Origin of the sequence: Rhizobium sp. PEPV16 (assembly GCF_008919455.1) — a bacterium.
Taxonomy (GTDB): domain Bacteria; phylum Pseudomonadota; class Alphaproteobacteria; order Rhizobiales; family Rhizobiaceae; genus Rhizobium; species Rhizobium leguminosarum_Q.
This window is the reverse complement of record NZ_VSZV01000262.1, coordinates 1-19,639: the sequence shown is the minus strand read 5'-3', so window position 1 is coordinate 19,639 and position 19,639 is coordinate 1. Positions and strand designations below refer to the sequence as shown.

At 61.1% G+C, this 19,639-nt stretch carries 19 protein-coding genes; 13 read left to right on the top strand and 6 right to left on the bottom strand.

Annotated elements, in window-relative coordinates:
• Positions 1–192 precede the first annotated feature (192 nt).
• From FY112_RS10780 to FY112_RS10770, 3 genes are all read right to left on the bottom strand, one after another.
• Positions 193–528 (bottom strand): oxidoreductase, encoded by a 336-nt coding sequence (locus FY112_RS10780; RefSeq protein ID WP_131666620.1) that lies wholly within the window; start codon positions 526–528, stop codon positions 193–195.
• A gap of 121 nt (positions 529–649) precedes the next feature.
• Positions 650–1,081, bottom strand: a complete 432-nt coding sequence (locus tag FY112_RS10775; RefSeq protein ID WP_246700649.1) for a hypothetical protein — start codon at positions 1,079–1,081, stop codon at positions 650–652.
• Positions 1,082–1,333: 252 nt separating this feature from the next.
• On the bottom strand, positions 1,334–1,549 hold the full coding sequence (locus FY112_RS10770; protein WP_094086557.1) for a hypothetical protein: 216 nt from the start codon (positions 1,547–1,549) through the stop codon (positions 1,334–1,336).
• Between the two features lie 293 nt (positions 1,550–1,842).
• Between FY112_RS10770 and FY112_RS10765 the strand changes: the two genes are divergently transcribed.
• The 6 genes from FY112_RS10765 (at position 1,843) to FY112_RS10740 (ending at position 6,943) form a co-directional block, all read left to right on the top strand.
• The gene (locus tag FY112_RS10765; protein WP_151518368.1) at positions 1,843–2,406 is read left to right on the top strand and encodes a hypothetical protein; all 564 of its coding nucleotides are present in this window, start codon (positions 1,843–1,845) and stop codon (positions 2,404–2,406) included.
• 51 nt (positions 2,407–2,457) lie between these two features.
• On the top strand, positions 2,458–2,808 hold the full coding sequence (locus FY112_RS37605) for a hypothetical protein (protein ID WP_131720383.1): 351 nt from the start codon (positions 2,458–2,460) through the stop codon (positions 2,806–2,808).
• Positions 2,809–2,817: 9 nt separating this feature from the next.
• Complete coding sequence (locus FY112_RS10755) at positions 2,818–3,261, top strand: hypothetical protein (RefSeq protein WP_017959302.1); 444 nt, start codon at positions 2,818–2,820, stop codon at positions 3,259–3,261.
• 235 nt (positions 3,262–3,496) lie between these two features.
• Positions 3,497–5,329, top strand: coding sequence for a methyl-accepting chemotaxis protein (locus FY112_RS10750; protein ID WP_151518367.1), 1,833 nt, complete (start codon positions 3,497–3,499; stop codon positions 5,327–5,329).
• Between the two features lie 197 nt (positions 5,330–5,526).
• Positions 5,527–6,216 carry an HAD family hydrolase gene (locus tag FY112_RS10745; RefSeq protein WP_151518366.1) on the top strand — a complete coding sequence of 230 codons (690 nt, stop codon included), beginning with the start codon at positions 5,527–5,529 and terminating at the stop codon, positions 6,214–6,216.
• 142 nt (positions 6,217–6,358) lie between these two features.
• Entirely contained in the window at positions 6,359–6,943 is a 585-nt protein-coding gene (locus FY112_RS10740; RefSeq protein ID WP_094086563.1) for a hypothetical protein, read from the top strand.
• Positions 6,944–7,046: 103 nt separating this feature from the next.
• Here FY112_RS10740 and FY112_RS10735 read toward each other — a convergent pair whose 3' ends face one another.
• Positions 7,047–7,694 (bottom strand): hypothetical protein, encoded by a 648-nt coding sequence (locus FY112_RS10735; protein ID WP_017959299.1) that lies wholly within the window; start codon positions 7,692–7,694, stop codon positions 7,047–7,049.
• A 288-nt stretch (positions 7,695–7,982) separates the two neighbouring features.
• Between FY112_RS10735 and thrC the strand changes: the two genes are divergently transcribed.
• From thrC to FY112_RS10710, 4 genes are read left to right on the top strand one after another with little or no spacing between them, the layout of a single operon-like run.
• Positions 7,983–9,407 (top strand): threonine synthase, encoded by a 1,425-nt coding sequence (gene thrC, locus FY112_RS10725; RefSeq protein WP_151518364.1) that lies wholly within the window; start codon positions 7,983–7,985, stop codon positions 9,405–9,407.
• Between the two features lie 3 nt (positions 9,408–9,410).
• Complete coding sequence (locus FY112_RS10720; protein ID WP_027666710.1) at positions 9,411–10,709, top strand: pitrilysin family protein; 1,299 nt, start codon at positions 9,411–9,413, stop codon at positions 10,707–10,709.
• 28 nt (positions 10,710–10,737) lie between these two features.
• Positions 10,738–11,352 carry a GNAT family protein gene (locus FY112_RS10715; protein WP_017959296.1) on the top strand — a complete coding sequence of 205 codons (615 nt, stop codon included), beginning with the start codon at positions 10,738–10,740 and terminating at the stop codon, positions 11,350–11,352.
• Entirely contained in the window at positions 11,349–14,261 is a 2,913-nt protein-coding gene (locus FY112_RS10710; protein WP_017959295.1) for a sensor domain-containing phosphodiesterase, read from the top strand. The genes FY112_RS10715 and FY112_RS10710 overlap by 4 nt, the downstream gene beginning before the upstream one ends.
• Before the next feature lie 171 nt (positions 14,262–14,432).
• Here FY112_RS10710 and FY112_RS10705 read toward each other — a convergent pair whose 3' ends face one another.
• The gene (locus tag FY112_RS10705; RefSeq protein WP_017959294.1) at positions 14,433–15,164 is read right to left on the bottom strand and encodes an SDR family oxidoreductase; all 732 of its coding nucleotides are present in this window, start codon (positions 15,162–15,164) and stop codon (positions 14,433–14,435) included.
• A gap of 81 nt (positions 15,165–15,245) precedes the next feature.
• Between FY112_RS10705 and FY112_RS10700 the strand changes: the two genes are divergently transcribed.
• The 3 genes from FY112_RS10700 to FY112_RS10690 all read left to right on the top strand — a co-directional run bounded on the left by FY112_RS10700 (position 15,246) and on the right by FY112_RS10690 (position 18,307).
• Positions 15,246–15,638, top strand: a complete 393-nt coding sequence (locus tag FY112_RS10700; protein ID WP_151518363.1) for a helix-turn-helix domain-containing protein — start codon at positions 15,246–15,248, stop codon at positions 15,636–15,638.
• Between the two features lie 419 nt (positions 15,639–16,057).
• Positions 16,058–17,038, top strand: coding sequence for an AraC family transcriptional regulator (locus FY112_RS10695; RefSeq protein ID WP_131630167.1), 981 nt, complete (start codon positions 16,058–16,060; stop codon positions 17,036–17,038).
• A gap of 60 nt (positions 17,039–17,098) precedes the next feature.
• A complete protein-coding gene (locus FY112_RS10690) occupies positions 17,099–18,307 on the top strand; it encodes an MFS transporter (protein ID WP_131645696.1) in 1,209 nt (402 codons plus the stop codon).
• Positions 18,308–18,685: 378 nt separating this feature from the next.
• Here FY112_RS10690 and FY112_RS10685 read toward each other — a convergent pair whose 3' ends face one another.
• Positions 18,686–19,312: a class I SAM-dependent methyltransferase gene (locus tag FY112_RS10685; protein WP_131709940.1), complete on the bottom strand. Its 627-nt coding sequence runs from the start codon at positions 19,310–19,312 to the stop codon at positions 18,686–18,688.
• Between the last annotated feature and the right edge of the window lie 327 nt (positions 19,313–19,639).

Here is a 19,639-nt window from a genome sequence, read left to right as displayed (position 1 = left end):
AGGCTCCGGCCTTGGCCTGCGCACCTCAGGATGAGGGGCGTTGGAATATGCCGCCCGCCGCGACCTGCCGCATAACAGCTCGCCAACCATACCTTTTCACAAATAAGGCATAACCGAAGCATGGCGTAACCCCGGGCGCCGCATCAAAGGAGGCGCTCCGCGGGGTTCGGTCCTAACCGGGCACATCTTCTATTAGCAGGCGGTGGCAGAATCCGGCTTGTTTGTCGTCGTGCCGGAGGGTGCCGAATTGCCGGGTTGGCCTGCCTGCTGGCGTTGGCAATCATCGGGGTCGCCGCCGGAATTGTTGGCGCCGTTTATCCCTCCTGCGCCGCCGCCATCTGTCGAATTCGCGCCCGAACCGCCCGAGCCCGAATTGCCGGAACCAGAATCCGAACCGCTGCCGGAGCTCGAGGAGCCGCTGCTGCTGCCGGAACCGGATCCGGAACCGCCGCTGCCGCCGGCTTGTGCGATGGCGGCCGTTGTCAGGCCAAGTGAAAGCGCTGTTACTGCGAGCAGTCTCAGAAGCATTGGAATCTCCTTTTTGCTTCACCAGGGATGATGAGCGAACCGGGATTCCTTCGATTTGCTCCGATGAAAATGTTGCTCGCTCACGCCGCTTACAGGCGCGGCGCTGCAGCTTGAAGAGCACTCAGGCTCCTGCCCTTTTTTCATCTTCCTGCCGCACATGCGCCCGCAGTGCAGCAAGCGTCAGGGCCAGCGCCGCATGATTGCTCTCGGCTTCACCGAGGATGCTTTCGTCCTCCTTGATCTCGCGCAACTGCGCACCGTAAAGCGACTCGTCCGCTGTCTGGCGACCGCGGGCGAGGTGCCAAACCGCATCCGGCCGGACCTCCCGGCACAGATCGATGGCGTGATTGACGTCGTGTGTGAAGGGCCGCGCCATCAGGAAGCCGTACTCTGACTTGATACTGCTCGGCATGTAGTCGTGAGGACCGTCGAAATCGTTGGGCTCGGCTGGCCGGAGTTGCTTCAACAGAAACGCACAGGTGATGAAGGCGTCGATCCGGCTGTCGGGCATGTCAGTCTTTTCCAGGGTTTCGATAATATCCTCGATCGTCATGCAGTCGTCCTCTTCATCCATTCTCTAGGCATGCCGCTTGTTCTCCTCCCAAGAGCGGCGGTGACGTCCTCCTCGATCGCCATCTAGTGCATGAGAATGCCAAAGGTAGTCCTGGGGCCGCGGTTAATCTGGCATGAGTCGGATTTGATGGATGTCGCGCCATCCTCAACGAAGGCGCATCTCTGCCGTCTCGGCAACAGGCTCACCTGCTGCCAGACCATGGTGTCTCGGTGCTCGCAAGCTATCGGCGGCTTACTTCTGGCAGCCTTTCTTCCGCATCTTCCTTTCGATCTTGGCTCTCTTGTCGGTGCCATCCCCAGCATGCTTTCCGCCGGTCAGGGCATTATCCTTCATCGCCTGCAGCTGCGCACAGCTTCGGTGCTTGCCCTTGGCGATGACGTCGGTGGATGTGAAGGCAAACAGCAGCACTACGGCTGCCGCCGGTCGGACGAAAGCTGAAAGCCTCATGGTCCCTCTCCCATTGTAAATGGATAGTACGCCGAGGCCCTTAAAGCCGCAATGAGCGCGGTTCACGCCGATCGTGGCGGACGCCGAGATTGAGGTTTTCCGACCCGTCGGCCGGCTCATGAAACCCTCCAGAACGCTCGAACGTCAACCATAACGGCGAGGTCGGACCAAGGTCCGAGGGATATCCGACTGAGTACCTAAGGCAGGAACAGTGGGTCGAAACCGAAGTTTGTCAGGCAGCTATCATCCATTCCGGATGCGACGGCATGTAGAAACAAACGGAGGAATACACCATGATGAAGGCAACACATCTGGCCTTGGCGGCCGCCCTTTTGGCCGGCACGGCTGTTTCCGGCTTCGCTCAATCGTCTAGCACCGTCGGCACAGGCGGTTCGTCGGCCGGCGGCGGAACTGCGAGCAGCACGATCGGTACTGGTGGCAGCTCTGCCGGGGGCACCTGCCCTGCAGGTGCAACCAACTGTAATTCCGGCTCATCCTCGACGGTCGGCACCGGCGGCTCATCGGCCGGTGGCGGCACTTCGAGCAGCACGGTCGGCACCGGCGGCTCTGCTGCGGGCTCCGGCTCGGGGTCTGCTTCGACGCTTGGCACCGGCGGTTCGTCGGCCGGCGGCGGCACCTCCAGCAGCACGGTCGGCACCGGCGGCTCCGCCGCAGGGTCGGGCGACGCGAACTCGGCCTCCAGCGGCGGGACTGGCGCTTCGTCTGCTGACGGAGACAAGACCGGCAGCACTGTCGGCACCGGCGGCAGCGCCGCAGGAAGCTCTGACAACAAGGGCAAGGAGGGCTGTGCGCCCGGACAGGTCAAGAAGGACGCCGCCGGCACAGAAGGCTGCTGACGACGTCGGCCGGCGCCTTGATGGCGTCGGCCAATCCTTGGAGATAAACCAATGGCAAACTTTTCCACAATCGCACTGGGCGCTTCACTCGCTCTGATCGCCGGGCAGGCAATGTCCGAGGAGATCAAGCTCGACGACGGAACGACATGCACCGTTGTCCAGTCTCAATCGTCGCAGGGAGACATGTCCACCACGGTGACGGCCGGTAACGGGCAGGTTTCGTCATCGACCACGACCGGCGGCGGTTCGACCGGCTCCTCGTCGTCATCCTCCTCCGCCGGCTCCTCGGCCGGATCGGGAAGCGTCGACAGTTTTTCGACGGCAAGCATCACCCGGCCTGACGGGACCGTGATCACGAAACGGTCAGATGGAACCTGCTCCATCACCAAACCGAAGAAATAGGAGTTGGCAATGAAACCCATCAATCTCATCGCGGCCGCCTCGATCGCGCTGCTCGCCTCGAGCTCTGCCGTTCTTGCAGAGGAGTGCAATGCGGCCGGAACGGTCGGAACTGGCGGAAGCGCTTCGGCAGGAGGCACATCCGCAAGCTCGGTCGGAACGGCGGGCACCTGCCGGACCGATGACGGCACGACCTCTTCGATCGGATCGGGGGGAAGTGCAGCCACCACCGATGGAAAGGCGCAAAGCAAGACCCACGTCAACGACAGTGGCGACAAGCTGAAAGCGCAGACGAAAGCCCAGGCAGTCGACAAGGGAACGTTCAGCAAGTCTCGCACAAAGACCAGCACCGACGGCAGCACGCTGGATAGCACGACCCGCACGATGTCTCATGTCCCGGGCGAGAAGCCGGTCAAGAACACCACAAATCAGAAGATCATCCTGCCGGAGCAATAGTTGGATGGGGCTCGCCCTTGGCACAAGGGAGAGCCCACCCTTATCGCACTTTCCGGCGCTCGGGGTGCCCGTGCGCCGGTCATCCGATCGGCGCACACAGCAGCTCAACCTTTCAACGAAATCGAAATATCTGCTGCAACCTGTTGTTTTCGCGCCACTAAGCGGCATGGCGCTAAGAAAATAATTAAGCATATTCGACTACTCTCACCTTCTGAATTAACGAGAGAGTCCTGTCATGGCATCGATCCAGCATAAGATCATCATTGCGAGCATTGCGATTTTCGCCCTGGCGGGTGGCGCCACGGGTGTCGGCATCTGGTCCGCGTCGATCCTCTCCAAAAACAACGCCGAGGGCGCCCGGACGGCGCAAATTCTGCGCAACCACATGCAGGCCGACATGATGCATGACGCGCTGCGCTCGGATGCGCTCGCATCATTGCTGGCGTCCAATCCGGCAGCAGGCATCGACGTCGACACGGTGAAGGCCGATCTGGCTGAGCATGAGGCGTCGTTCCGCGAGATGCTTGATGCCAACAAGGCTCTTGCCGCCGACGACAAGACGAAAACGATCCTTGCCAGCGTCGAACCTCCCCTGCTTGCCTATATCGCAAGCGCCACTCAGATCGTCGAACTTGCCGGTAAGGACCCTACGGCAGCTATGAAGGCATTGCCTGACTTCATGGCGCAGTTCTCGACGCTGGAAGCGGCGATGGAACAGGCCGGCGATCAGATCACGGCTGCATCCGAGGAAATTTCCAATCGCAACTCTGATATAAATGCGTCGGTCGATATTGTCCTGGAAGCCCTTTTGGCTTCGGCCGCGCTCTTCGCCTTCGGTCTCTATTTCATCACCCGCAAGACCGTCACCAAGCCGATCCTTTCGCTTTCCAACGATATGCAAAGGCTTGCCGGCGGCGACACGGCGATTGCCTGCACCGGGATCGGCCGCACCGACGAAATCGGGACGATGGCGTCGGCCGTCGAAGTTTTCCGCCAGGCGGCGATTGCCAACAAGCAACTCGAAAAAGATGCCGAGGCCGCCCGATTGCAGGGTGAAACCGAGCGGGTCACGGCGCGAAAGCAGGCCGACGAAGATGCAGCCGAACGGCTGCGGGCAGCGACATCCGGCCTCGCCGCGGGCCTGAAGAGGCTTGCATCCGGCGATCTCGCCTTCCAGATCGACGAGCCCTTCGCCCCGGACTTCGAGAACCTGCGGCATGATTTCAACATGTCGATCCGGCAGCTCGATCAGACGCTCAGCGCGATCGCGGCGGCCATTGCCGCGATCGACGAAGGCACAAGGGAGATCGCATCCGGGGCCGGCGATCTGTCGAAACGGACCGAACAGCAGGCGGCCTCGCTCGAAGAAACCGCGGCAGCGCTCGATCAGATCACCGCCAATGTCTCGAACTCGAGCAAGCGGACCGACGAGGCGCGCACTGAAGCGACCGATGCAAACCGCAATGCCGCCAAGTCTTCCGAGGTCGTTTCGCATGCCGAAGAAGCCATGCGCCGCATCGAGGCCTCGTCGCAGCAGATCTCCAGCATTATCGGCGTGATCGACGAGATCGCCTTCCAGACCAATCTGCTGGCGCTGAACGCCGGCGTCGAAGCCGCACGCGCCGGAGACGCGGGCAAGGGCTTTGCGGTGGTCGCCCAGGAAGTCCGCGAGCTCGCCCAGAGATCGGCTCAGGCGGCAAAGGAAATCAAAGGTCACATCCAGAAATCCTCGGTGGAAGTGGAGAGCGGCGTCAAACTGGTTCTCGACACCAGTCAGGTTCTGAAGGCGATCAGCGAACAGATTGCCCGCATCAACCAGCACATGGATGCAATCGCCGTGTCGGCAAGAGAGCAGTCGACCGGCCTTGCCGAAGTCAACACCGCCGTCAATTCCATGGATCAGGTGACCCAGCAGAACGCGGCAATGGTGGAGCAATCGACAGCGGCATCCGGTCATCTCGCCGAGGAAGCTGCCAAGTTGCGCGAGCTCGTTTCCCGTTTCAGGCTTCGGGCGACAACTTCGACGCCATCTGCAGCTGGACGGCGGAGTGGGCAGCTGGCGGCCTGACGGCTTCTATCTGCTCACCATTGTTCCCAAGTCAACCCGACACGACCGACCCGGCAAGCCACGCCGGAGCCGGTCGCTTGCCGCATCGCAGCCATGCTTGAGATCAGGTTGAGCTTTGGCCGGGCATCGTGTAAAGCCGCAGCATTCCCGGACAAGACCCAGACTTCCAGCCCAGACTTTCAGCAAGGCGTGAACATATGGACGGCTTCGACCTCATCATCTTCGACTGCGACGGCGTTCTCGTCGATTCGGAAATCATCGCGGCAGAAGTCGAATCCGCGCTTCTGACAGAGGCCGGATATCCGATCGACGCCGAGGAAATGGGCGAGCGCTTCGCCGGCATGACGTGGCGCAACATCCTGCTGCAGATCGAGCGCGAGGCAAGCATCCCGTTTTCGGCCTCCCTGCTCGACAAGTCGGAGCATCTGCTCGACCTCAGATTGGCGCAGGACGTCCAGGCCATCCCCGGCGTCGAATTCGCCGTCTCCAGGCTGCCGATCAAGCGCTGCATCTGCTCGAATTCGAGCACCAAGCGGCTCGACATGATGCTGAGCAAGGTGGGGCTGAAGCCGCTGTTTGCGCCGAACATCTTTTCCGCCAAGGATCTTGGCCCCGACCGCGTCAAGCCGAAGCCCGACATCTTCCTGCACGGCGCAAGCCAGATGGGCGTTTCACCTGACAAGGTCGTCGTGGTCGAGGATTCCGTCCACGGCGTGCACGCGGCACGCGCCGCCGGCATGCGCGTCATCGGTTTTACCGGCGCCTCGCACAGCTATCCCGCCCATGCCGATAAATTGACGGATGCCGGCGCCGAAACAGCAATCTCCCGCATGAACGACCTGCCAGGCGTCGTCGCCGCACTGGCGGCCTGGGACAACGTTCTCTGAGACGCTTCAGGTTCTGAGGCCGCGATCGTGGGCTAGGTGGAGAGCGTTTCTTAAACCAGAAAGTGTCACTCAAGGTCAGTCAGATCATATCGATTGAAGGCAACCAGATCTCACGGTGCGCAAATCAATAGCGGAGAGGCTTATGGATATTGCTGACATCCGCAACCGCGCGCAGGGAGTAAAGCCGGGAGGAGTAACTACCGGTGAGATCGAATACGCGAGAGAAATCCTTTCTGCTGCGAAGGGAAATATCCGCGCCGCACTATATGTCGTCGGGCTATGCGGTGAGCCGGCTGATGCGCGATTAGTCGAACCATATCTCTTTGGCGAGGAACGTGATGTCTTCGGAGAATTGGCGCTTAAAGTATTATGCCGATATCTGGGCCTTATCGATGCCTACAAAGATCTGTATCGCGCCCTGATCATGTCCGACGAGGATATTGGATGGCAAAATAGCCGAATGACGGCGATACAACTTGCAGATGTGTTTCTCGAAAAATTCCCGGATAATGCGATCGGCTGCAAACTGCTGGAAATCATGATGACCGAGAACGATCAGGACCGTTTACCTGCTCGATTTAGCCTGATCAATATTTTAGGCCTGAGGCAAATCCTGACAGACCCATACGCTGTTGAATTTGACGATTTCTCTAAAGATTCGCAGATTATTATCGCTGCCGCACAAGCGCGATTTCAGTGTTCGGCCGAAGCGCCAATCATTCATTAAGCGGCCGCGCGCGTTGCCTTCGGCATCATCCCAACAACAAGTTTGACCGCCTTCCGCCGCCTCAATCAACTGACGCCAAATGAGCTTCGGGCCAGTATCCGCGTCAGCTGCTCTTCTTCGTCTTTGCCGGCTGGGTGTCGAAGCCGATATTGACGCGCACCAGGGCGCCGGAGCCGACCGGCATCGTGATGCCGTCCTTGCGGAAGATGACCTGGGTGCCCGGCGCACCCGGCGGGATCTCGGTCGGGAATTTGGTGACTTCGGAATAGAGCACGGTCTCGCCGTCGACGACGGAGATGCGGATCGGCAGCGTCACCGGACCGGGCGTGCCGGCCGGGCCGGTGATCAGGCGCAGCTGGGCGACGATGGTCATCGTCAGGTTCGTGTCGTTCAGCGTGCACTGGCGGGTGTAATCGCCGAAGGAGGCCTGGAAGACGATCTGCTGCGGATCGTCCTTCTTGCCCTTTGCATAGGTGCGGAAGATCGCATCCTGGTCACGCATGAAGATCTGCGGGCAGGCGCCCTGGACGACCGGGGCAACCGTGCCCTGCGCCGTCGTGGCGGTGCCGATCGAAGGATTGTTCGAGGACGGGTTGGCCGGCGCCAGCGGCATGATCTGGGCGGTGCCGTTCGGCTGGGTCGCCGGCGTTGCCGGCTTGCTGTCGCCGCCTATGCCGAGCGAGTTGCAACCGGTAAGCAGGGCAAGAAAAGATGCGGAGACGATGAGACGCGAGACCTTGCCGAGCACCATATTCCATCCCTTGTATAAGCGTTTCTTGGAGGCCCTATGTCTTTTCAGCAGGGCCTTTCATGACGGTTTGCGATGGTCTATATCAGCGGCGCAAACAAAAATCGATTGGGTAAGCGCCGTTTTGATGCACTTTTCGACGCCGGATGCGGGCAACTTCAAAAGCATACGAGCAAAGCCCTGCCCGCAGGGCGGCCCCTTTTTGATTTCCGGCCCGATTTCCAGCCAAGACTTCCGGCAGAGCGGGCAATCGCCGCGCCCGGCCGGATTTCCTCCAGCGATAGATCAAGGATGACGAACGTGGATTATATCTCGACCCGCGGCGAGGCCCCTTCCCTCGGCTTTTGCGACGCCCTTTTGACCGGGTTGGCGCGCGACGGCGGGCTCTATGTTCCGCGCAAATGGCCGAGCTTTTCCAAGAAGGAGATCCGCGCGCTCCGCGGCAAGACCTATCAGGAAATCGCCTTCACCATCCTGTCGCCCTTCACCAATGGCGAGATCCCCGACGACACGTTCCGGGCGATGATCGACGAGGCCTACGGCACCTTCCGTCATCCGGCGATCGCGCCGCTCGTCCAGACCGGGCCGAACAGCTTCGTCATGGAGCTCTTCCACGGCACGACGCTCGCCTTCAAGGATGTGGCGATGCAATTGCTCGCCCGGCTGATGGACTATGCGCTCGAGAAACGCGGCGAGCGGGCGACGATCGTCGGCGCCACTTCGGGCGACACCGGCGGGGCTGCGATCGACGCTTTTGCCGGCCGCGAGCGCACCGATATCTTCATCCTTTTTCCGCATGGCAAGGTCTCGCCGGTGCAGCAGCGGCAGATGACGACCTCGTCGTCACCGAACGTGCATGCGCTTGCCGTCGAGGGCAATTTCGACGATTGCCAGAACCTCGTGAAAGCGATGTTCAACGACGTGGCCTTCCGCGACAAGGTCGGCCTATCCGGCGTCAACTCGATCAACTGGGCGCGCATCATGGCCCAGATCGTCTATTATTTCACGGCGGCGGTGGCGCTCGGCGGTCCGGACCGGAAGATCTCGTTCACGGTGCCCACCGGCAATTTCGGCGATATATTCGCCGGCTACTGCGCCAAGCGCATGGGTCTGCCGATCGACCGGCTGGTGATCGCCACCAACGAAAACGACATCCTGGCGCGGGCGCTGAAAACCGGCCGCTACGACATGAAGGCGGTCAAGGCGACGAGCTCGCCGTCGATGGACATCCAGATCTCGTCGAATTTCGAGCGGCTGCTATTCGAAGCCTATGACCGCGACGCCTCGAAGGTGCGCGCGGCGATGGAAAGCCTCAAGCAATCCAACGGCTTCGAGATCGGCGCGCAAGCGCTGAAGGCGATCCGCCGCGACTTCCGCTCCGGGCGCGCCAGCGAGAAACAAGTCGCCGAGACGATCCGCAAGACCCATGCGGAAACCGGCTATCTGCTGGATCCGCATTCGGCGATCGGCGTCTTCGTCGCTGCCAAGAAAGAAAAGCCGAATACGCCGATGGTGACGCTTTCGACCGCGCATCCGGCGAAATTCCCCGCCGCCGTAAAATCCGCCTGCGGTATTGACCCGGCGCTTCCGACGTGGCTTGCTGATCTGATGCAAAGGGAGGAGCGTTTCCAGATCATCAAACCGGAGCTGAAAGCCGTTGAAAACTTTATCGGCAAGCACGCCCGCGGCGAGACGACAGCAGGCGCAGAAAGATAGCCAATGACAGTTGAGTGCACCCGGCTGAAATCCGGGCTGACAGTAGTCACAGAGACCATGCCGCATCTTGAAAGCGTTGCGCTCGGAGTCTGGATCAAATCGGGATCGCGTAACGAGACGGACAACGAGCACGGCATCGCTCACCTGCTCGAACACATGGCCTTCAAGGGCACGGCGCGCCGCACGGCCCGCCAGATTGCCGAAGAAATCGAGGATGTCGGCGGTGAAGTCAATGCCGCCACCTCGACCGAGACGACCTCCTATTACGCCCGCGTGCTCAAGGACTACGTGCCGCTCGCCGTCGATATCCTCGCCGACATCCTGACGGAATCGGCCTTCGAGGAAGAGGAGCTGGAGCGCGAAAAGCAGGTGATCCTGCAGGAGATCAACGCCGCCAACGACACGCCCGACGATGTGGTGTTCGACCGGTTCTCCGAGGTCGCCTATCGCGACCAGACGCTCGGCCGGGCGATCCTCGGCACGCCGGAGACCGTCGTCTCCTTCACGCCGCAGCAGATCCGCGGTTATCTCGGCCGCAACTACACGACCGACCGCATGTTCGTGGTCGCAACCGGCGCCGTCGAGCATGAAGCGTTCCTGCGTTTGGTCGAGGACCGGTTCGCCAGCCTGCCGACGGCCCCTTCCGCCCCGCCCGTCATGGACGCGGCGCGTTACATCGGCGGCAGCGTGCGTGAACCGCGCGACCTGATGGATGCGCAGATCCTGCTCGGCTTCGAGGGCAAGCCCTACCACGCCCGCGATTTCTACTGCTCGCAGATCCTCGCCAATATCCTCGGCGGCGGCATGTCGTCCAGGCTATTCCAGGAGGTGCGTGAATTCCGCGGCCTCTGTTATTCCGTCTATGCCTTCCACTGGGGCTTTTCCGACACCGGCATCTTCGGCATTCATGCCGCAACCGGCGGCGAAAACCTGCCGGAACTGGTGCCCGTCATCATCGACGAGCTGCACAAGTCAGCCGATGCGATCCACCAGAACGAGATCGAGCGCGCCCGCGCCCAGATCCGCGCCCAGCTGTTGATGGGTGCGGAAAGTCCGGCTGCCCGCGCCGGCCAGATCGCCAGGCAGATGATGCTTTACGGCCGGCCGATCTCCAATCCGGAGATGATGGAGCGGCTGGAAGGCATCACCATCGAGCGGCTGACCGACCTTGCCGGACGCCTGTTCTATGACACGGTGCCGACGCTTTCGGCGATCGGACCACTGGAACAGCTCGCGCCGATGGAAGACATCACTGCCTCGCTTTCGGTCCCGGCGTCGAAGACGCTGCAGGCAAGCCGCTGAGCGACGTCCGTCCTGCCGGGAGTGATCGATGCCAAAATCGGTTTTTCGGTTCCTGCAGCGGCAGCCGGAAGCGGTGCAGCTGGAGAACGACAGATATCTCCTGCGCCTGCCGCGCTACCAGGATTTCAACCAGTGGCACCGGCTGCGCGCCGACAGCCGCAAGTTCCTGGAACCCTGGGAGCCGACCTGGCGACGCGACGAGCTGACGGAGGGCGCCTACCGCGCCCGCGTCGTCCGCGGCAAGCAGGAATATGCCTCGGGCCAGGCGGTGCCGCTGTTCATTTTCCTGAAAGACGACATGACGCTCGTCGGCGGCGTCACCATCGGTTACATCAGAAGGGGTGCGGCACAAAGTTGCATGATCGGCTACTGGATGGGCGAACGCCATGCCGGCCAGGGGCATATGTTCGCCGCCCTTCAATTGGTTATTCCTTACATCTTCACCGGGCTTGAGTTGCACCGTATCGAAGCAGCCTGTATTCCAGATAACGCGCGCAGCATCCGTCTGCTTGAAAAAGCCGGGTTTCAACAGGAAGGCTATCTGCGCGGATATTTGAAGATCAACGGTCAGTGGCATGACCATGTGATGTTTTCACGTCTCGCCACCGATACGGATAAAGGCAGGAAAACCGACAGCCGATGACAAGAGACCGCATGCTGCCCAAGTCACCGTCCGGACGAGTGATCGCGGTGATCGCAGCCCTTTTCCTGGCGGCCTTCGCCTTCGTGGCGGGTGTTGCCCAGGCGGCCGAACCGGTAAAAATTTCCCGTGACGATACCGCGCTCGATCTGACGGCAACGACCGAGATCTACGTCAACCAGGGCGAAGCCTTCCAGGTTTCGACGGCGGCTGGCGCCGACGGCATCCGCCGCCGCATCGAGGTCAGGGCAAGCTCGGAGAACCATCAGGGCGACTGGGCGGTGTTTGCGCTCGCCAACGTCTCCGAAGAACAGCTCGAGCGCGTCATCGTCGCGCCGCATTTCCGTCTGGTCAATTCCAAGCTGTTCTGGCCGGATCTCGGCTCGCAGCGCATCAGCGCCATTACGCCAAGCGAAGGCTTCGCGCTCGACCGGCAGCCGAGCGACGAAGCCGACGTCTTCCGCATCACGCTGAACCCAGGCGCCGTCATCACCTTCGTCGCCGAACTGTCGACGCCGGAGCTGCCGCAGATCTATCTCTGGGAACCGAACGCCTACAAGGACACGATCAACGCCTTCACGCTCTATCGCGGTATCGTGCTCGGCATTGCCGGCCTGCTTGCCGTGTTCCTGACCATCCTCTTCGTCGTCAAGGGCACTTCGATGCTGCCGGCGACGGCAGCACTCGCCTGGGCGGTGCTCGGCTATATCTGCGTCGATTTCGGTTTTCTCGGCAAGCTGATCAGCGTCGCCTCGGCCGACCAGCGAATATGGCGCGCCTGCGCCGAGGTGGCGCTGGCGTCGAGTTTCGTCATCTTCCTCTTCACCTATCTCAACCTCAACCGCTGGCATGCGCATCTCGGCTACGCCACGCTTGCCTGGGTGCTCGGCCTTGCCCTGCTCTTCGGCGTGGCGATCTACGACCCGTCGATCGCCGCCGGCATTGCCCGGCTTTCCTTCGCGCTGACGGCCGCGACGGGACTGCTCTTGATCATCTATCTCGGCTTCAACCGCTACGACCGCGCCATTCTGCTGGTGCCGGCCTGGGCGCTGACGCTCGTCTGGCTGTTCGGCGCGTGGCTGACCGTTACCGGCCGGCTCGACAACGACATCATCCAGCCGGCACTCGGCGGCGGCCTGGTGCTTATCGTGCTGTTGATCGGCTTTACCGTCATGCAGCATGCTTTTGCCGGCGGCGCCTATCAGCAGGGGCTGTTTTCCGATCTCGAGCGGCAATCACTGGCGCTGACCGGCTCCGGCGACATGGTCTGGGATTGGGATGTGGCGCGCGACCGCGTCGTTACCATTCCCGACGTCTCCATCAAGCTCGGCCTGTCGCCGGGCGCCATGCATGGCGCGGCGCGCAACTGGCTGCCGCGGCTGCATCCCGACGACCGCGACCGCTTCCGCGCCACGCTCGACGTGCTGCTCGAACATCGGCGCGGGCGGCTGAACCACGAGTTCCGCATCCGCGCCGAGGACGGACATTTCCACTGGCTGCTGATCCGCGCCCGGCCGGTGCTCGGCTCGAACGGCGAGATCATCCGCTGCGTCGGCACGATCGTCGACGTCACCGAGCAGAAGAATTCCGTCGAGCGGCTGCTGCACGATGCGCTGCACGACAATCTGACCGGCCTGCCGAACCGGCAGGTCTTCCTCGACCGGCTGCAGTCGGTGCTGGCACTGGCGCCGGGCGGCGATACGCTGCGCCCGACGGTGATGGTGATCGACATCGATCGCTACAAGCTGGTCAATGATTCGCTGGGGGTCGCTGCCGGCGACAACATCCTCATCGCGCTGACGCGGCGCCTGCGCCGGCTGTTGAAACCGCAGGACACGCTGGCGCGGCTTGCCGGCGACCAGTTCGGCCTGATCCTGGTTTCCGAGCACAATCCAGCCAAGGTCGCCGATTTTGCCGATGCGATCAGCAAGGCGATCATGGTGCCGATCAACTTCGCCAATCGCGAGATCATCCTGACCGCCTCGGTCGGCCTTGCCTCCTGGGTCGACCGGCAGGAGAGCGCCACCGGCCTGCTCAGCGACGCGGAACTTGCGATGTATCGGGCAAAACGGGCCGGCGGCAACCGCGTCGAGCCGTTCCAGCCGGCCTTCCGCGACTTCGGCACCGACCGGCTGCAGCTGGAAACGGATCTGCGCCGCGCCATCGAGCGCAAGGAATTGTCGATGGTCTACCAGCCGATCGCAAGGCTGGAGGATGTCGAGGTCGCCGGTTTCGAGGCGCTGATGCGCTGGGAACATCCCAAACGCGGCAACATCCCGCCATCCGAATTCATCCCGATCGCCGAGGCCTCTGATCTTATCGGCCCGCTCGGCATGTTCGCGCTGGAACAGGCGACCAACGATCTGATGAGCTGGCAGCACCAGACCGGCGAGTTGCCGATCTTCGTCTCGATCAACCTGTCGAGCGTGCAACTGCTCAACAACGAGCTCTATGACGACGTGCGTTCGGTTCTCGCCAAGACGCATTGCCAGCCCTCGCGCCTCAAGCTCGAACTGACGGAATCCATGGTGATGGAAAATCCGGAACAGGCCCGCCTCGTGCTGCAGAAGCTGAAGGAAGCCGGCATCGGCCTGGCGCTCGACGATTTCGGCACCGGATATTCGTCGCTCGCCTATCTCACCCGCTTCCCCTTCGACATGATCAAGCTCGACAAGGCCCTGGTGCGCGACAGCAGCGACAAGAAGGCGACCGTGCTCCGGTCGGTGATATCAATGGCGCGCGAGCTTGACATGAAGGTGGTGGCCGAGGGGATCGAATCCAACGAGGATGCGATCGAGCTTGCCAAGATGGGCTGCAACTACGGCCAGAGCTACCTTTTCGGCCCGCCGATGCCTTCGGAATCGGTGCTGCGGCTGCTTCGCGACCGGTTTCCGCTGACGAAACGGGCCTGATCGGAGCGGCTGGTCTCAGGGTTTTCCGGAAGCAACAAAGGCCGCCTTCGGCCCGAGGCGGACACCTGCTCGTTGTTGAACGATGCGGCTGATTTGCGGCCTTGGTCTGTCGTCAAGCGCGTTACGCTGTACCCGACCTGCTCGGATCGGGTACAGCGTTTCGACTGAACCTTAGACCTGCCGCAAGCCGCCGTCGACGCACAGTTCGGCACCGGCGATGTAGCTCGCGTCATCGCTCAACAAGAACAAGGCGGCCGCAGCCACTTCTGAAGGCCTCGCCATTCGGCCCATCGGGATCGGAGCGACAAGTGCCGCGCGAGTGTCTTCCGGAACCGCAGCCATCATTTCCGTATCGGTTGGACCGGGCGCAACAACGTTGACGCGTACACCTTTGGGCGCGAGTTCTGCCGTCCAGGTTCGGGCATAGGAACGGACGGCCGCTTTGGTGGCGGCATAGGTTCCGTACGAAGAGTAGCCCGCGTTATCGGCGATGGATCCGACGAGGACGACCGCCCCACCTCCTGTCATCACCGGCAGAGCCGCCTGCAGGCCGAAAACCATCCCGCGGACGTTGACGCCGAAGTGGCGGTCGAAGTGGTCTGGCGTTATTTCGGCGATCTGCGCTGGCTCGGAGAGGCCTGCATTCAATACGAGCGCGTCAATACGCCCGCATGCTTTTCGCACTTTTTCGACCGCCTCCACCATATCTTCCGGGACACTGGCATCGGCGGCAATGCCGACCGCGTCATTGCCGATACCCTTGGCCGCCTTCTCGGCATCTTCACTTCTACGACTGGTGATGAAGACCTTCGCCCCTTCGGCAGAAAGCCGCTCTGCAATTGCCAAGCCGATGCCCTTGGCACCGCCGACGACCAGGGCAATCTTGTTACTCATTCGAGCCATCGTAAATCCTTTCAATTGATGGTCTCGCTATGATATACGTCATATATCTGATATCAATTACGCACCTGAAGTAGCTTAGATATGGACGAGTATACTGATCTGGAGGCACTTTCTCATCGCGCGTTTGGCGACATGGCGCAGGTTCGCCCGGTGCTCGACAAGATCGCTGACAAATGGACGATCCTGATACTGACAGTGATCTGTCCCAAGCCCTCGCGCTTCAACGAAATCAAGCGGCGTCTCGATGGGATCACGCACAAGGCTCTGGCCGACGCTTTGAAGAGGCTTGAGCGGAACGGCCTTGTGACGAGAACCGTACTCCCAACGCAGCCGATTGGCGTGGAATATGCAATTACTCCACTAGGCCATTCACTGCGGGAGCCGTTTGAAGCACTGTGTTCATGGGCAGCGGCCAACGGCGACAAGGTAGAGGCGGCCACGCTACGCTATGACAACACCGAAAACCGTGGCTGACGCAAAACCGTCTATTCTGCGACGTTTGCAAAATCCGGGAAAACAAGTGTCGCTTTAGTCGTGAGTTGCTTCCGCAGGATGTTGAGCCGCAGTGCCGATTTCACGTTTCTCGATGAGGACTTGAAGTTGCGTCTGATTGGGATCGGCGAAAATCCCATGGTCGGCCGCTACCGAGATTTGGGGAGAGATCGTCTTACTGGATGATTTTTTACTGCCCCAAGCCGGTTTATGTCCCTGCCCGTTGAAACCATGTCAGTGACGGACAGAGATTAGCTCGTGACGAAACCCGTGCTGCAATGCGGCTCGTCGACCTCAATTCGCACCAGCCAGCCCGAGGCTGCACCCACCAGACTTCGCCTTAGAGGAAGCCCGGATCGGCAATACTTGCAGTCCGGACGCCTGGCATATAAATTGGCTCAATGCTTGATCGTTCATCCCAGTCTTCGACGCATATTCCCACGGACGCACTAAGCGAAGTTCTACAGGACTTTCGCCTGAGCGGCGTCAACTACGGCCGTTGTGAGCTGCGCGATCCGTGGAGCATCGCCTTTCCGCAGCAACAGCTGCTGCGATTTCATTTCGTTAGTGAGGGGCCATGCTGGATCTATACAGAAACCCAGGGATGGCAGGAACTGCAAGATGGCGATCTTGTATTGTTGCCACAAGGGGTCGAACACCGACTGGCCAGTAGGCCGGATGTTGTGGAGGACTCGCTAAAGAGCTGCCAGGTCATCAAGTTGGGGGGGAACGTCTGCGAAGTGGTGCAGGAAGGAACAGGCGCGACAAGCACCCTGTTCTGCGGTTCCATGGCCTTGGGTGCGAATGCGCTCAACCCGTTGATCGCTCTGATGCCGCCGATCATCAAGGGTTGTGATGTTGCTGGCAATGATCCAGTCGTCGGCCCGCTTCTCGCCGCGATGACGGCGGAGGCGTCTCAGCCCCAGATAGGCAGCGCCACGGTTTTGTCACGCATGGCGGACGTACTCGTCGCACGGCTCATTCGCTGCTGGGTCAATTGCAGCGGGGCCTCGACCAGCGGCTGGCTCGCTGCGATCCGCGATCCTCATATCGGCCGTGCGCTGGCGGCCATGCACCGAGATCCCGGCCATGACTGGACGTTGGAGACCCTTGCTGGCGTGGCAGGTCAATCGCGCTCGATCTTCGCGGAACGCTTCAGTGCCATCTTAGGAGAAGGCGCGGCGCGGTATCTCGCCCGTCTGCGCATGCAGCTTGCACGAGAGTTGCTTGGTCAAAACATGTCGGTTGCCGAGGTCGCTTCTCAACTGGGCTATGAGTCTGAAGCCTCTTTCGCTCGCGCCTTCAAGCGCATCACGAGCGTATCGCCTGGGGTCATGCGTCGCACCATTTCCGGACGAACGGACATGGAATTCGGACTTTAGGATACATATCATCCTGAAAGACTCCGCTATGAAGACCTCCAAATCTTGGAGGTATTTTCAATGACGGACACAACATCACAGCTAGACAGCACCGCGATCGGCCTCGATACTACCGTTCCGAGTTCATGGAGCCGCACCACCTGGTTTGCCGTTATTTCGATGGCGGCCACAAGCTTCGCGCTTGTGTCAGCTGAATTCCTGCCGGCGGGCCTGTTGACGCCGATGGCGCATGACCTTGGCGTCAGCGAGGGAACAGCTGGTCAGGTTGTCACTGCAACCGCGTCTGTCGGCGCGGTAACGGCCTTGTTGAGCAATGTTTTCATCGGCAAGCTGAACCGGAAGACTGTCCTGGTTGGCTTAAGTGCCTTGGCTGTCGGCTCCAATCTCCTGGCCGCCCTCGCGACGGATTTTTGGCTATTGTTGTTGGGGCGAGCCGGGCTGGGAATCGCGCTAAGTGGCTTCTGGGCACTTTCAGTTGCCGTTGTGGCGAGATTGGTTGGCGCCAATGCGACAGGGCGGGGTATGGCTATAGTCACCCTGGGCGTCTCTCTTGCCACCATAGCTGCACCATCCATGGGTGCTTTGGTTAGCGATTGGCTTGGGTGGCGTGCCGCCATGGCGATGACCGCAGGCCTCGCGGTAGTTGCGATGCTGCTTCAGGTTCTCAGTTTGCCGACGCTACCCGCAACCACGAGCAACAGTCTTTCTGACGTCTTCGGGCTGACAAAACGGCGCACTGTTCAACTGGGAATGCTTGCCATCGTCTTGCTGATGACGGGACATTTTGCCGGCTCAGTCTACGTGCGACCCTTCCTCGAGCAGGTAACCCTCCTTGGCACCGGGCCGATTGCCTTGGCGCTGCTCGGGTTTGGCATTGCCGCTGTGATCGGTAATATCGCCGGCGGACGAATGGCAGACGCCAATATCCGCACGGCACTCGCTGTGACCGGCGCACTGATGGCGTTTGCGGCGCTTGCTCTCGTACTGTGGGGTTCATATAGCGGCATCGCGTTTGCCCTGGTTACACTTTGGGGTTTCGCCTTCGGGATGGCTCCGGTAGTACTGCCAACCAACTTGTCCCGCGGCGCAACGGATGCCTTGGAGGCAGCTGGCAGCCTGATGGTCGTTTCCTTCCAGGTCGCCATCAGCATCGGTGCGGTGTTCGGCGGCTACGTGGTCGATCACTACGGTCCGGCAGCGCCATTGACACTTACAGCCATGTTGGCGTTATCGACTATCGTTCTGGCGTTGCTGCAGCCCCGGGGCTGAATCTTCGAGCTCCGGCCACGGTCCGCAGAAGAGGCGAGGTCCAACCTGCCCGGAGTGCCGGAGCAACGCTAAGCCGAGACGCGACGGTGCTTTCTTGTTCCGGCGAGGAAGCACCGTCCGATCGCCGATGACCGCGACGAAAACAATCCTCTAAAGGCGTTTATGGAAGATCGGCGCTCACGACTAACATGGCCGGTGTGCCCCCTCATCTCCATGGGGCCCAATCGGAAATAGAAGGTTAGCTCGCTGAACGTCGGCTTCGCGCCTTCATGTCGGCCACCGAGGGATCTTTGCCTTCACCCGGAAGCCAACATTGCGGTGGCCACCTAGAGTTCATGGTCGCGCCACAACCGGCCATTCCCGCAAGTTCCATGTGCGTCACGCCCGACTCGCCCGAACGCTCAGCCAATGATCATGGGGCTTTCCGACGCACCGACGTACCTCGCTGACGATCCAGCCCGCGTCTCTGAGTGCGGACCGCAGGGCAGACTCGCGCCAGTATGTCTCGACGTAGCGCCTCGGCGCTGCAGCAGTGCCGTGGGTGGAGGCATCCTCACCATCGCCCTCTCTTACCGAGGCGTGCAATCGGCCACCGGTCCGGGTCGCCTCGGCAAGCCGTCCAAGCACCGTGCCGAAATCCTCGCGCGCGACATGAATCAGGCAGGCACAGGCCCAGATCCCGTCGTACGGCGTGCCGGGACGCTGCGGGTCGGCCAAGTCATCGGTCAGCGGGTCCAACAGGTCGGCTTCGAAGCCACTTTCGCGAAGCAGTTCGACAAAACCCTTTGCAATGTCGGTGCGCCGGACGCTCATTCCCCGCTTCTCAAGCTCAAGTGCATCGCGCCCGCCACCGCTTCCGATCTCCAGCACCCTGCCCGAGCCGCCCAGCTCGGTGACGAACGCATCGATCTCTGTCGCGACCCATTCGGGCATCGCCGCGGCCTCGGCAGCATAGTCCGCCGCGACCCTATCATAGGACCGCACGGTATCCAGGTCGGTGCTCATGCTAGCGCTCCTCCTTCAAGACAAGAGGCCTGATGAGCGAGAGGCCCATCAGCCCGTTGCGCCCCTCACACTTCGGCAGTTGGTGACATCGCGGGCGATGCTTCCGAACTTTAGCAGAAATGCGGTCAGAGACCACCGACCGAGCCAATGCTGCGGGCGGCAATGCGCCCTCATAATGGTCATCGAGCCACCCGTCGTTGTTGCTGCAAAGCGGACATGACGCAGTGACAACGCGGGTCGCAGTTGCGCCAAAAGCCGCCATTCCGCCCATGCGGGTGACGAGAGCCTTTCCGGGTTAGATTGAAGCATTCTGCCGGAGCAGGTTTT

Bases quoted from the DNA above. Each gene is read 5' to 3' on its own strand.
- FY112_RS10780 (WP_131666620.1), bottom strand. From the start codon at position 528: ATGCTTCTGAGACTGCTCGCAGTAACAGCGCTTTCACTTGGCCTGACA.
- FY112_RS10775 (WP_246700649.1), bottom strand. From the start codon at position 1,081: ATGACGATCGAGGATATTATCGAAACCCTGGAAAAGACTGACATGCCC.
- FY112_RS10770 (WP_094086557.1), bottom strand. From the start codon at position 1,549: ATGAGGCTTTCAGCTTTCGTCCGACCGGCGGCAGCCGTAGTGCTGCTG.
- FY112_RS10765 (WP_151518368.1), top strand. From the start codon at position 1,843: ATGATGAAGGCAACACATCTGGCCTTGGCGGCCGCCCTTTTGGCCGGC.
- FY112_RS37605 (WP_131720383.1), top strand. From the start codon at position 2,458: ATGGCAAACTTTTCCACAATCGCACTGGGCGCTTCACTCGCTCTGATC.
- FY112_RS10755 (WP_017959302.1), top strand. From the start codon at position 2,818: ATGAAACCCATCAATCTCATCGCGGCCGCCTCGATCGCGCTGCTCGCC.
- FY112_RS10750 (WP_151518367.1), top strand. From the start codon at position 3,497: ATGGCATCGATCCAGCATAAGATCATCATTGCGAGCATTGCGATTTTC.
- FY112_RS10745 (WP_151518366.1), top strand. From the start codon at position 5,527: ATGGACGGCTTCGACCTCATCATCTTCGACTGCGACGGCGTTCTCGTC.
- FY112_RS10740 (WP_094086563.1), top strand. From the start codon at position 6,359: ATGGATATTGCTGACATCCGCAACCGCGCGCAGGGAGTAAAGCCGGGA.
- FY112_RS10735 (WP_017959299.1), bottom strand. From the start codon at position 7,694: ATGGTGCTCGGCAAGGTCTCGCGTCTCATCGTCTCCGCATCTTTTCTT.
- thrC (WP_151518364.1), top strand. From the start codon at position 7,983: ATGACGAACGTGGATTATATCTCGACCCGCGGCGAGGCCCCTTCCCTC.
- FY112_RS10720 (WP_027666710.1), top strand. From the start codon at position 9,411: ATGACAGTTGAGTGCACCCGGCTGAAATCCGGGCTGACAGTAGTCACA.
- FY112_RS10715 (WP_017959296.1), top strand. From the start codon at position 10,738: ATGCCAAAATCGGTTTTTCGGTTCCTGCAGCGGCAGCCGGAAGCGGTG.
- FY112_RS10710 (WP_017959295.1), top strand. From the start codon at position 11,349: ATGACAAGAGACCGCATGCTGCCCAAGTCACCGTCCGGACGAGTGATC.
- FY112_RS10705 (WP_017959294.1), bottom strand. From the start codon at position 15,164: ATGGCTCGAATGAGTAACAAGATTGCCCTGGTCGTCGGCGGTGCCAAG.
- FY112_RS10700 (WP_151518363.1), top strand. From the start codon at position 15,246: ATGGACGAGTATACTGATCTGGAGGCACTTTCTCATCGCGCGTTTGGC.
- FY112_RS10695 (WP_131630167.1), top strand. From the start codon at position 16,058: ATGCTTGATCGTTCATCCCAGTCTTCGACGCATATTCCCACGGACGCA.
- FY112_RS10690 (WP_131645696.1), top strand. From the start codon at position 17,099: ATGACGGACACAACATCACAGCTAGACAGCACCGCGATCGGCCTCGAT.
- FY112_RS10685 (WP_131709940.1), bottom strand. From the start codon at position 19,312: ATGAGCACCGACCTGGATACCGTGCGGTCCTATGATAGGGTCGCGGCG.